General features: G+C 72.0%; 11 protein-coding genes. 7 read left to right on the top strand and 4 right to left on the bottom strand.

Annotated features, from left to right (window positions below; all coding sequences use genetic code 11):
- Window positions 1–76: 76 nt before the first annotated feature.
- A complete protein-coding gene (locus tag FHX81_RS26840) occupies window positions 77–892 on the bottom strand; it encodes an SAM-dependent methyltransferase (RefSeq protein WP_141980821.1) in 816 nt (271 codons plus the stop codon).
- A 166-nt stretch (window positions 893–1,058) separates the two neighbouring features.
- Here FHX81_RS26840 and FHX81_RS26835 point away from each other — a divergent pair, with 166 nt between their 5' ends.
- Together FHX81_RS26835 and FHX81_RS26830 are read left to right on the top strand one after the other, a co-directional pair.
- A complete protein-coding gene (locus tag FHX81_RS26835; protein ID WP_141980820.1) occupies window positions 1,059–2,375 on the top strand; it encodes a cytochrome P450 in 1,317 nt (438 codons plus the stop codon).
- 48 nt (window positions 2,376–2,423) lie between these two features.
- On the top strand, window positions 2,424–3,410 hold the full coding sequence (locus FHX81_RS26830; protein ID WP_246107987.1) for an alpha/beta hydrolase: 987 nt from the start codon (window positions 2,424–2,426) through the stop codon (window positions 3,408–3,410).
- Between the two features lie 101 nt (window positions 3,411–3,511).
- Here FHX81_RS26830 and FHX81_RS26825 read toward each other — a convergent pair whose 3' ends face one another.
- Complete coding sequence (locus FHX81_RS26825; protein ID WP_141980818.1) at window positions 3,512–3,709, bottom strand: hypothetical protein; 198 nt, start codon at window positions 3,707–3,709, stop codon at window positions 3,512–3,514.
- 167 nt (window positions 3,710–3,876) lie between these two features.
- Window positions 3,877–4,368: a MarR family winged helix-turn-helix transcriptional regulator gene (locus FHX81_RS26820; RefSeq protein WP_141980817.1), complete on the bottom strand. Its 492-nt coding sequence runs from the start codon at window positions 4,366–4,368 to the stop codon at window positions 3,877–3,879.
- A gap of 80 nt (window positions 4,369–4,448) precedes the next feature.
- Here FHX81_RS26820 and FHX81_RS26815 point away from each other — a divergent pair, with 80 nt between their 5' ends.
- The 4 genes from FHX81_RS26815 to FHX81_RS26800 all read left to right on the top strand — a co-directional run bounded on the left by FHX81_RS26815 (window position 4,449) and on the right by FHX81_RS26800 (window position 7,614).
- The gene (locus FHX81_RS26815) at window positions 4,449–5,360 is read left to right on the top strand and encodes an EamA family transporter (protein WP_425473845.1); all 912 of its coding nucleotides are present in this window, start codon (window positions 4,449–4,451) and stop codon (window positions 5,358–5,360) included.
- Window positions 5,329–5,922, top strand: coding sequence for an NAD(P)-dependent oxidoreductase (locus tag FHX81_RS26810; RefSeq protein WP_141980815.1), 594 nt, complete (start codon window positions 5,329–5,331; stop codon window positions 5,920–5,922). The genes FHX81_RS26815 and FHX81_RS26810 overlap by 32 nt, the downstream gene beginning before the upstream one ends.
- Before the next feature lie 102 nt (window positions 5,923–6,024).
- Window positions 6,025–6,432, top strand: a complete 408-nt coding sequence (locus FHX81_RS26805) for a YciI family protein (protein WP_141980814.1) — start codon at window positions 6,025–6,027, stop codon at window positions 6,430–6,432.
- Between the two features lie 9 nt (window positions 6,433–6,441).
- Window positions 6,442–7,614, top strand: coding sequence for an RNA polymerase sigma factor (locus FHX81_RS26800; RefSeq protein ID WP_141980813.1), 1,173 nt, complete (start codon window positions 6,442–6,444; stop codon window positions 7,612–7,614).
- 31 nt (window positions 7,615–7,645) lie between these two features.
- Here the strand turns inward: FHX81_RS26800 and FHX81_RS26795 are convergent, their stop codons facing one another.
- Window positions 7,646–10,249: a glycoside hydrolase family 3 protein gene (locus FHX81_RS26795; RefSeq protein ID WP_141980812.1), complete on the bottom strand. Its 2,604-nt coding sequence runs from the start codon at window positions 10,247–10,249 to the stop codon at window positions 7,646–7,648.
- Window positions 10,250–10,521: 272 nt separating this feature from the next.
- Between FHX81_RS26795 and bdeA the strand changes: the two genes are divergently transcribed.
- Window positions 10,522–11,394: a bis(hydroxyethyl) terephthalate hydrolase gene (gene bdeA / locus FHX81_RS26790; RefSeq protein ID WP_141980811.1), complete on the top strand. Its 873-nt coding sequence runs from the start codon at window positions 10,522–10,524 to the stop codon at window positions 11,392–11,394.
- Window positions 11,395–11,614: the final 220 nt, after the last annotated feature.

Genomic DNA, 11,614 nt, shown 5'->3' with positions numbered 1-11,614 from the left:
TTTACCTACCCCCCACCGGCCGACACTCGACCGGAAGTGTGAACCGCGCGCACCCTCCGTGACTTTTCGCCGGAATTCAGCGCTTTCGGCCGACTCCGGCGTAGACCAGCATGTTCATGTCCGGTTGCGTGGCGATGTCACCGGGACCGCCGGGCCGCCATTCACCACACCCGACCAGGCCCGGATCGACCAGGTCGAATCCGTCGAACATCCGGGTGATCTCGGCGTGGGAACGGAGGTTCACCTGATCCGGGCTGTTGCTCTGCTTGATCGCGTCGGTGGCGTCGGCGAGGTTCTCGCCCTGGTTGTCGCCGGTCGCGTGGGTGACCGCCAGGTAGCTGCCGGGCGCGAGCGCGTCGCGGTACCGGGCGACCAGGGCGCGCGGGTCGGCGTCGTCGGGCACCCAGTGCAGCATGAGCAGCATGAGCAACCCGATCGGCTGGTCGAAGTCGAGCAGCCGGTGGGCCGCGTCGCTGTTCAGGATCATGTCGGGTTCGCGCATGTCGGCCTGCACGACCGCCGCGTCGTCGTTGCCCAGCAGCATCAGCTCGCTGTGCGCCACGGCCACCGGGTCGCGGTCGACGTACAGCACGCGGGCACCGGGCGCGGCGGTCTGGGCGACCTCGTGCACGTTGCCGACGGTCGGGATGCCGGAACCGATGTCGAGGAACTGCCGGACGCCCCGGTCCACCATGAACCGCACGACGCGGCCGAGGAACGCCCGGTTGACGCGGGCGGCGTTGCGCAGGCCGGGCATCATGGACTCGATCCGCTCGCCCAGCGCGCGGTCGACGGCGAAGTTGTGCGCGCCGCCCAGCATGTAGTCGTAGGTCCGGGCCACGCTCGGCACGGAGATGTCCACGCCGGATGGAATCCATTCGCTCTGCACCATGATTGCGGACACCTCTTCACTCGCGGGGCGGCGAGAGTACCGAATGGAGGAGACCGGCACGCGTTACCCCATCAGTGTGACACCAACCCACCCGAACGGGCACTATCAGCTTCCACCGAACGGGTCCTATTGTGGGCCGTCACTTTCGGCGTAGACAGGAGCGGGCATGGCTGTCCCGGTGGCCCCCGGCCGCCTGCCATTCCTCGGCCACTCACTGGCGATGATCCGCCGCCGACACGAGTTCACCGCATCACTGCGCGATCACGGCGATGTGGTGCGGGTCGACCTCGGCCCGATGACCACATTTTTCGTGACCACTCCTCGACTTGTGCACCAGGTGCTGGTCACGGACGGTCCGCGGTTCCGCAAAGGCGCGATGTTCGACAAGTTCCGGCCGTACGTCGGCAATGGCCTGGTGCTGTCCGACGGTGCTTTCCACCTGCGGCAGCGGCGGATGGTCCAGCCGGCGTTCCACCGCGACCGGATCGCCCGCTACACGACCACGATGGCGCGGGCGGCGACCGCCCTGGCCGAGTCGTGGACGCCCGGCGAGGTGCGGGTGGTCGAGGACGACATGCAGGGCCTGGCCGTCACGGTCGTCGGCGAGGCGTTGTTCTCCACCGGGCTCGGGCAGCGGGCGGTCGCCGAGGTGCGGCGGTCCGTGTTCGTGATCATCAAGCAGGGCATGGTGCGCGCGTTGTCGCCGTCGTTCGCGGAGCGGCTGCCGCTGCCGGGCAACCGGGAGTTCGACCGGGCCATCGGGCGGATGCGCGCGATCGTGCTCGACGTGATCGGGAGCAGGCGGGCCGAGGGCGTCACCGACCACGGTGACCTGCTGTCGACGTTGCTGCGGGCGCAGGACGAGTCCGGTGACGGCATGACCGACCAGCAGACCTACGACGAGGTGCTGACCCTGCTCACCGCGGGCATCGAGACCACGGCGCTGGCGCTGGCGTGGGCGTTCCACGAGGTGTCGCGGCACCCGGAGGTCGAACGCCGGTTGGTCGCCGAGCTCGACGAGGTGCTGGGCGGGCGGCCGGTGACCTTCGCCGACCTGCCGCGGCTGACCTACACGGCGGCCGTCGTGCACGAGGTGCTGCGGATGTACCCGGTGTGGATCCTGATGCGGCGGGCGGTCGAGCCGGTCGACCTCGACGGGGTGCGGTTACCCGCGGGCGCCGAGGTGATCGTGAGCCCGCACGCCCTGCACCACGACCCGGCGTCCTTCCCCGACCCGCACCGGTTCGACCCCGACCGGTGGCTGTCCCCCTCCCACGCCGTGCCCCGCGGCGCGTACATCCCGTTCGCGGCGGGCGTCCGCCAGTGCGTGGGCAACGCGTTCGCGCAGGCGGAAGTCGTGATCACGCTCGCCACCGTGCTCTCCCGGTGGCGGCTCGTCCCGGTGCCCGGCAAGCCCGTGCGCACCAAGTTCACCTCCGCCGCCTACCCCAGCGGTCTGCTGATGACGGCGGTGCCCCGTTGAGCCCCACTACCCGGAGGTTGTCGGATCGTGCGTTGGTCGCGTTTACGGTTGTCCGCGGTCGCCCTGCTCACCGCGGCGGCCGGCCTGCTGCCCGCCGCGCCGGCGAGCGCCGCGCCGGTCACGTGTGAGGACCTGACCGTTCCCGTGCCGGTGCTCGGCACGGCGCACCACGTGCACGGCAGGCTGTGCACGCCGGCGAGCGCGTCCACCGTGCAGGTGCTGATCCCCGGCGGCACGTACAACAGCGCCTACTGGGACATCTCGTACTCGCCGGACACCCGGTCGTACCGGCAGGCGATGAACCGGGCCGGGATCGCGACGCTGGCCGTGGACCGGCTCGGCACCGGCCGCAGCTCGCGGCCGCTGAGCGCGCTCGTGACGGCGTCGACGCAGGCGCACGCCGTGCACCAGGTGGTGCGGGCGGTGCGGCCGCGGTTCGAGAAGGTGGTCGTCGGGGGTCACTCGATCGGGTCGGCCATGGCGATGATCGAGGCCGGGACGTACCACGACGTGGACGGCGTGCTGGTCACCGGATTCACGCACCGGATGAACCTCGTCACCGTGGTGCCGGCGCTGGCGGGCATGATCCCGGCGGTGCTGGACCCGCAGCTGCACCGGTCCGGGCTGGACCTGGGCTACCTGACCACCGCGCCCGGCCGCCGCTACGACTCGTTCCACGCGCCCGGCCCGCGGGTGCCGGACGCGATCGGGTTCGACGAGGCCACGAAGGACGTGTTCGCGGTGTCCGAGGCGGTGGACACGATCACGTTGCACAACGTGGTCATCCCGTTCACCCGGTTGATCGACGTGCCGGTGCTGGTCGTGGTCGGCGCGGGCGACACCCACTTCTGCGGCCAACCGCTGGGCAGCGACTGCTCCTCGGCGGACGCCCTGCGCGCCTCCGAGGCCCCGTTCTTCTCACCGTCGGCCCGCCTGGGGTCCTACGTGCTGCCCGACTACGGCCACTCGATCAACTACGCCCCCAACGCCTCCTCCTACCACCGAGCCGTCACCACCTGGACCGCCACCCTCTGACCCGGGAGTCCCCCGTCCAGGACCCCTGGGTGCGACGCTCGGACCGATCGCCCGGTCCGCCGAGCGTGGACTCACGCGCTCCGGACGCAGGACTCCCGCGGTCAGGTGGGGATGGGGGTGAGGCGGTAGGAGGCGGCGGTGGTGGTCGGGACCTCGTGGTGGACGGTCGCGACGCGGGTGGTGCAGGTGGTGTCGGCGAACAGTTCCAGCGCGGAGCCGTCGCCGAAGCCCCGGGCGGCGGAACGGGCGGTCGGGAAGCCCGGGTCGGCCACGGGGTGGCAGCCGTAGGTCGGCGGCACGGGTGCCGGTGGCGGCGAGAAGTGCGCAACGTCGTCGGTTCACGGGGGTCCCCCTTGGATCGCGTGCACCCCGGGGAACCGCAACCGGCACGGGTGCGGCAAGCGGGAGGACCGAGGGGATCGGTGCGGAGCGGTCAGCTCGCGCGGACTCGCGGGTACGCCTGCGCTCACTTGTCGCCGAGGGACTCCAAGACCTGTTTCAACGTGTCCGCCAGGGCCGTCCGCTCCGCCGTCGACAACGCGCCGAGCAGGCGGTCCTCGGTGGCGAGGTGGTCGGGCAGCACCCGGTCGACCAGGTCGAGCCCGCCGTCGGTGAGGGCGACGACGACGCCGCGACCGTCGTGCTCGTTCGGGGTCCGCACGACCAGGCCGCGTGCTTCGAGCCGGTCGAGCCGCTGGGTGACGGCCCCGGACGTGACCATCGAGGCGCGCATGAGCTCGGTCGGGGTCAGCCGGTGCGGCGGGGCGCTGCGGCGCAGGGTGGCCAGGACGTCGAACGACGCCCGGTCCAGGCCGTGCGCGGCGAAGGTCTTGCCCAGCTCGCCGTCGACCAGGCGGGCGAGGCGGCTGAGCCGGCCGATCACCGCCATCGGCGAGACGTCGAGGTCGGGGCGCTGCGCGTGCCACTGGCTGACGACGAGGTCGACGTGGTCTGCCACCGAACCAGCTTAGCGGTGAGCCAAGTCACGCCACAGATAGCTTAGCGATGAGATAGTTTGTCTTAGTGCTAAGCAAATGGGTGACCGCGCTCGCCCCCGCCGTGTGGGGCACGACGTACTACGTCACCACCGAGTACCTGCCGCCGGACCGGCCCCTGCTCGCCGGGCTGCTGCGGGCGTTGCCGGCCGGGTTGGTGCTGGTGGCGGTCACGCGGCGGTTGCCGGAGGGCGACTGGTGGTGGCGCTCGCTGGTGCTGGGCACGCTGAACATCGGCGTGTTCCTGCCGTTGCTGTTCCTGGCCGCCTACCGGCTCCCGGGCGGGGTGGCGGCGACCGTCGGCGCCGTGCAGCCGTTGATCGTGGCCGGGCTGGCGGTGGTGCTGCTGGGGCAGCGGATGACGACGCGGACGGCGCTCGCCGGGATCGCGGGAGTGGTGGGCGTGGCGCTGCTGGTGCTGCGGGCGGACGCGCGGCTGGACCTGGTCGGGGTGGCGGCGGCGCTCGGTGGCGCGGTCGCGATGGCCGCCGGCGTCGTGCTGGGCAAGCGGTGGGCGTCGCCCGCCCCGCTGCCGGCCCTGACCGGGTGGCAACTCGTGGCCGGCGGTCTCGTGCTGCTGCCGGTGACGTTCCTGGTCGAAGGGGCGCCGCCGGCGATGACCGCGGCCAACGTCGGCGGGTTCGCCTACCTGGGGATCATCGGCGGCGCGGTGGCGTACGCGCTGTGGTTCCGGGGGATCCGGGTGCTCGCCGCCACGCAGGTCACGTTCCTCGGTTTGCTGAGCCCCGTGGTCGCGACGGCGGTCGGGTGGCTCGTGCTCGACCAGGGCCTGAGCGCGTCGCAGGTCTTCGGTGCGGTGGTCGTGCTCGCGGCGCTGGTCGTGGCCCAGGGGAATCCGGCCCGGAGCGATCCGGCACAGAGGGTCGAGCAGGACGAGAAGGTCGAGCAGGAGGGGGGAAGCGGTGCGGATCACCGTGTTCGGAGCGTTCGGTAGCGTCGGTCGGCGCGTGGTGGAGGAGGCACGGCGGCGCGGGCACGAGGTCACGCCCGTCAGCCGGAAGCCCGCGGCCGGCGCCGAGGTCGGGGACGCGCGGGTGGTCGCGGACGTCGTGCGGCTCAGCGCCGATTCCGACCTGGTGATCAGCGCCACCCGGCCGGTCGACGGGCAGGAGGACCAACTGGTCGAGGCGGCCCGGGCGCTGCTCGCCGGCGTGACGCGGACCGGGGCGCGGTTGGTGCTGGTGGGAGGGGCCGCCACGCTCGTGACCCCCGAGGGGCACACCGTGGAGCAGGCACCCGGCTTCCCGGACGAGCTCAAGCCCATCGCCCGGGCGTGCGCCGAGCAGTTGGCGGTGTGCCTGGCCGACCGCGCGGCGGACTGGACCTACCTCAGCCCGCCGTCGCTGCTGGAGCCCGGTGAGCGGACCGGCGTGTTCCGGGTCGGCCGGGACGAGCAGGTCGGGTCGACCATCTCGGTCGAGGACCTGGCGGTGGCCCTGCTGGACGAGGCCGAGACGCCCCGGCACCGAGGTGTCCGGTTCACGGTGGGGTACTGAAAGAATCTTCCGGCCGTGATGTCGAGAACCCGTCCTCGGCTCCGTCCCCGCGGTGGAAGTGCGACCAGAATGGGACGCACCGCAGCACCGAGGAGAACCACCATGGCCAAGTACCTGCTGCTCAAGCACTACCGCGGCGCTCCGGCGGCGGTCAACGACGTGCCCATGGACCAGTGGACGCCGGAGGAGATCACGGCCCACGTCCAGTACATGAACGACTTCGCGCGTCGGCTGGAGGAGACGGGCGAGTTCGTGGACGGCCAGGCGCTCGCCCCGCAGGGGACGTTCGTCCGGTACGACGGCGAGGGCCGCCCGCCGGTCACCGACGGGCCGTTCGCCGAGACCAAGGACCTCATCGCGGGCTGGATGGTGATCGACGTGGACAGCTACGAGCGGGCGGTGGAACTGGCGGGCGAGCTGTCCGCGGCACCCGGTGCGGGCGGGCGGCCGATCCACGAGTGGCTGGAGCTGCGCCCGTTCCTGACGTCGTCGCACACCATCGCGGACTGACGCCGGACGATGGACGAACTCCTGCTCCGCGGCCTCACGCCGAGCGTGCTCACGATCCTCGTCCGCCGCGGGGCCGACTTCGCGGCGGCCGAGGACGCGGTGCAGGACGCGCTGGTCGAGGCGGTCCGGGTGTGGCCGGACGACCCGCCGCGCGACCCCAAGGGCTGGCTGGTCACCGTGGCCTGGCGCCGGTTCCTCGACGCGACCCGGGCGGACGCCGCGCGTCGGCGCCGCGAGGAGGTCGTGGACGGGGAACCGGAGCCGGGGCCCGCGGCGGCGGTGGACGACACGCTCCAGCTCTACTTCCTGTGCGCCCACCCGTCGCTGACGCCGTCGTCGGCGGTCGCGCTCACGCTGCGCGCCGTCGGCGGCCTGACCACGCGGCAGATCGCGCAGGCGTACCTGGTGCCGGAGACGACCATGGCGCAGCGGATCAGCCGGGCGAAGCGGACGGTGTCGACCGTCCGCTTCGACCAACCCGGTGACGTCGCCACCGTGCTGAGGGTGCTGTACCTGGTGTTCAACGAGGGGTACTCCGGGGACGTCGACCTCGTGGTGGAGGCCATCCGGCTCACCCGGCAGCTCGCGGCGTCGATCGACCACCCGGAGGTGGCCGGGTTGCTGGCGCTGATGCTGCTGCACCACGCCCGGCGGGCGGCCCGGACCACGCCGGACGGGAGCCTGGTGCCGCTCGCCGAGCAGGACCGGGGACTGTGGGACACCCGGTTGATCGCCGAGGGCGTCGCCGTCCTCCAGGCGGCCCTGGCCCGGGACCGGCTGGGCGAGTTCCAGGCACAGGCCGCCATCGCCGCGCTGCACGCCGACGCGCCGCGGGCGGAGGAGACCGACTGGGTGCAGGGCGTGGAGTGGTACGACGAGCTGGTGGGGCTGACCGACAGCCCGGTCGTGCGGCTCAACCGGGCGGTCGCGGTCGGCGAGGCGGACGGCCCGCGGGCCGGGTTGGCGGCGCTCGCCGGGGTGGACGACGCGCTGCCCCGGTACGCGGCGGTGGAGGCGCACCTGCGGGAGCGCGACGGTGACCTGGCCGCGGCGGCGCGGCTGTACGTCGAGGCGGCGCGCAAGGCGGTCGACCTGGCCGAGCACGCCCACCTCACCAAGCAGGCGGCCCGGCTGAACGGGCTGCTCAGGGGCCCGCGGAACGCGGCGGAGCCCTCCCCCTGACGGGGAAGGGCTCCGGGTCGGCGGATGTCGGTCAGGTCAGTTCGGCGCAGGTCTTCGCGTCCGGGTCGGCTGCGGCCTTCGGGACCCAGCGGACGTTGGCGAACGAGGCCTGGAACGCGCCCTCGGTGTAGACCAGGAACGGCGTGTTGACGTTCTCCAGGTCGAGGCCGCCCTGGGCGAAGCAGGAGATCGGGATCTTCACCGTGGACTTCACGCCGGTGGGCAGGCCGGTGAACACGGTGGTCGCGTTGACCTCGGCGAAGCACGGGTACTGGCAGTGCGTGCTGACGACCGTCCGGGCGGCCGGCGCCTGGTGCACGATCACGTCGAACACCAGCGCGGCGTCGGCGTTGAGGTAGCCGCGCAGGTCGCTGCCGCCCGCCGGGTCCTGCACGTAGACCTGGCCCGGACCCGTGCCGGTCCACGTCGTCTTCATCGCGTCACCCTGGACGTTCACGTCGGCCGGGACGACGGTGATGGAGCTGTGCGCGGCCTCGCCGTCCGGGCCGAGCTCGGTCCCGCCCCAGTTGTCGGGCGAGCCGATGTAGCTGCGGTAGGGGGCGACGTCCGTGCGGACGTGCAGCTCCAGGTCCTCGGTCGCCGTGCCGCCGCCACCGCTGCCGGAGCAGCCGAACTCGGGCGAGGTCTCGTCCAGCCGGCCGACGTTGCCGGTCTGGTGCGAGCGCAGGCCGTAGCCCGGCTTGAACAGCGGGTCGTCGCCCGCGTCCAGCGGGGTCTGGCAGGCGCTGCGCGGCCACGAGAACGACAGCTCCCCGGTGTAGCCGGGGTAGGTGTGCCGGCCGCGGACCAGCAGGTCGGCGACGCCGCCGCCCTCGGTGCCGGGCAGCCACGCCGCCACGAACGCGTCGGAGCGGTTCAGCTCCTTGTTGACGTGCAGCGGGCGGCCGGAGACGTAGACCGTGACGACCGGCGTGCCCTTGCCGCTGACCTTGTCCAGGACGGCGAGGTCGTTCGGGTAGAGCTTGGCGGCCTCCAGGGAGCGCTTGCCGATGTCGCCGACGCCCTCGGCGTACGGGGTCTCGCCGATCACCGCGATCACCGCGTCGAAGCCCGCCGGGTCGACGTCGCCGGTCTCGCTGAACACCACGTTCCGCTCGCCGAGCGCTTCCTTGAGACCGCCGAGCACGGTGGTGCCGTGGGGGAAGTCGGCGTTGGTGTTGCCGGTGCCCTGCCAGGTCAGGGTCCAGCCGCCGGTCTGGTTCTGCATGCTGTCCGCGCTCTTGCCCACGACGAGCACCTTCGACCTCGGGCTCAGCGGCAGCACGCGGCGGTCGTTCTTGAGCAGGACCTGGCTCTTGCGGACCGCCTCACGGGCCAGCTTGCGAGCCTCGAGGGCGTCGGCGGAACCGGCGTGGTCGCGCCGGGACGGCTTCTCGCCGTCGAGGACGCCGGAGCGGAGCTTGACGCGCAGGATGCGGGTCACGGCGTCGTCGATCCGGGCCAGGGGGATCTCGCCGCTCTCGACCTGGGCGATCGTGTTGGCGATGAACGCCTTCCACTCGTTGGGCACCATCACGACGTCGATGCCCGCGTTGATCGCCTGCGGGCAGGACGAGTTGGTGCAGCCGGCGACCTGGCCGATGCCGTTCCAGTCCGAGACGACCAGGCCGTCGAAGCCCATCTTGCCCTTGAGGATGTCGTTCACCGCGAGCTTGCTGCCGTGCAGCTTGCCCTCGTCGATGCCCAGGTCGGCGTTCGTCCAGCTGTTGAACGACACCATCACGGTCTGGGCCCCCGCGGCGAGCGCGCCGTAGTAGCCCTGGCCGTGCACGTTGATCATCTCGGCCTCGGAGGCCGGGTTGACGCCCTGGTCCTTGCCGCCGGTCGTGCCGCCGTCACCGATGAAGTGCTTGGCGGTGGCGAGCACGCCGACCCGGCTGCGGCTGTTGCCCTGGAGCCCCCGGGTGGCCTCGTAGCCGTAGGCGCGGGTGATCCGCGGGTCCTCGGAGAAGCCCTCGTAGGTGCGGCCCCACCGGTCGTCCAGGGGCACCGCGAGCGTCGGCGCGAACGCCCAGTCCTGGCCGGTGGCGCGGATCTGCTCGGCGGTCGCCTTGCCGATGTCCCGGATCAGGCACGGGTCGTGCGCCGCGCCGAGGCCGATGTTGTGCGGGAAGACCGTGGCGCCGTAGACGTTGTTGTTGCCGTGCACGGCGTCGATGCCCCAGATGGCGGGGATGCCCGTGCGGCTGGCCTTGGACGCGTCCCAGTAGGCGTCGGCCAGGGCGAGCCACGCCTCGGGCGCGGCGTGCTTGTCCCGGTTCGGCCACGAGCCGCCGCCGTTGAGCACCGAGCCGATGCCGTACTCGCGCACCTCGTCCGGGGTGATCGCGCCGATCTCCGGCTGGGTCATCTGGCCGACCTTCTCGGCCAGCGTCATGCCCGCGAGGAGGTCCCGGACGCGCCGCTCGTCGGCGGGCTTGGACTTGACGCGGCTCTCCACCCTCGGCCACTCGGCCAGCTCGGGGAGCACCTTCTCGATCCGGGCGCAGCCGTGCTCGGTGCGCGGCTCGCCGACGACCGGACGGCGCGACTCCGGGGAGGCGCTGGCGCCTCCGGTGATGAGACCGGCGGCGAGGACCGCGGCCAGCGCGGCGCTCAGGTGTCTGCGGGACATCGGCGGTTCCGTTCGTTCGACGGCTGTGTCGCGCCCGATCCTGGTGACCGGCCGGTTCGCGGTCAAGACCACCGTGGGAGCGCTTCCTCGCAGGTCGCAGTTCCGGTTGTCGATCGGTTTCCCGGTACGCGGAGGTGAAACTTTTTCTGGTAACAGTGTGTGCACAACCACTTACTTGACGCGAGAGTAGGTAGTGGGTCAGACTCCTCCGGGTCAGTTGGTCCACTCAGGACTTACGCCGCCAAGTCCTTGCCACGCTGGGAACAAAAGCCATGTCCTTGAGGTCTCCCCTGTCCCGTCGCGCCCTGGTCCTGGCCGCGACGGTTGCCCTCACCACGTCCGGCGCGGTCGCACAAGCCGCGGAGAACCCCTACGAGAGGGGGCCGGCACCGTCCACTTCGAGCATCGAGGCCACCCGCGGGCCGTTCGCCACCAGCCAGACGACCGTGTCCTCGCTGAGCGTGCGCGGCTTCGGCGGCGGCACGATCCACTACCCGACCAGCACCGCCGAGGGCACGTTCGGCGCGGTCGCCGTCTCACCCGGTTACACGGCCACGCAGTCCAGCCTGTCCTGGCTCGGGCCGCGCCTGGCCTCGCAGGGCTTCGTCATCTTCATCATCGACACGAACTCCCGCTACGACCAGCCCTCCTCGCGCGGTGACCAACTGCTGGCCGCGCTGGACTACCTCACCACGAGCAGCACCGTGCGCAGCCGCATCGACGCCTCGCGACTGGGCGTGATGGGGCACTCGATGGGCGGCGGTGGCGCGCTGGAGGCCACCAAGGACCGGCCGAGCCTGCAGGCCTCCATCCCGCTCACCGCGTGGAACACCACCAAGACGTGGTCGACCGTGCGGACGCCGACCCTGGTCGTCGGCGCGGAGAACGACTCGGTCGCGTCCGTCAGGTCGCACTCCGAGCCGTTCTACACCGGCCTGCCGTCCACCCTGGACAAGGCGTACCTGGAACTGGGGGGCGCGAGCCACTTCGCGCCGAACAGCCCGAACACCACGATCGCGAAGTACAGCATCGCGTGGCTCAAGCGGTTCATCGACGACGACACCCGCTACGAGCAGTTCCTGTGCCCGGCGCCGCGCGATGCGGCGATCTCCGAGTACCGGGACACCTGCCCGCACTCCTCCTGATGTGCCCGGTGGGGCGGTTCCCGCTGTTCAGCAGCGTGAACCGCCCCGCCGGAAAGCGCTTGCCAGGTGCCTGCGGGGTGCGCTACCGTCGAGCCTGGGAACGTTCCCAGAGACGGGTCGTCCCGCAACGCACGGCGGCGGCGTTGTCGGGTCCGAGGGGCCGCCGCCGGTGTGGCTGGACGCGGGGTGAGAGCGCTCTCCCCCACGCCCTGGAGGTCTC

This window comes from Saccharothrix saharensis (assembly GCF_006716745.1).
GTDB classification, from domain to species: Bacteria; Actinomycetota; Actinomycetes; order Mycobacteriales; family Pseudonocardiaceae; genus Actinosynnema; species Actinosynnema saharense.
The sequence above is the reverse complement of the archived record's forward strand: the minus strand, read 5'-3'. Positions and strand labels throughout refer to the sequence as shown.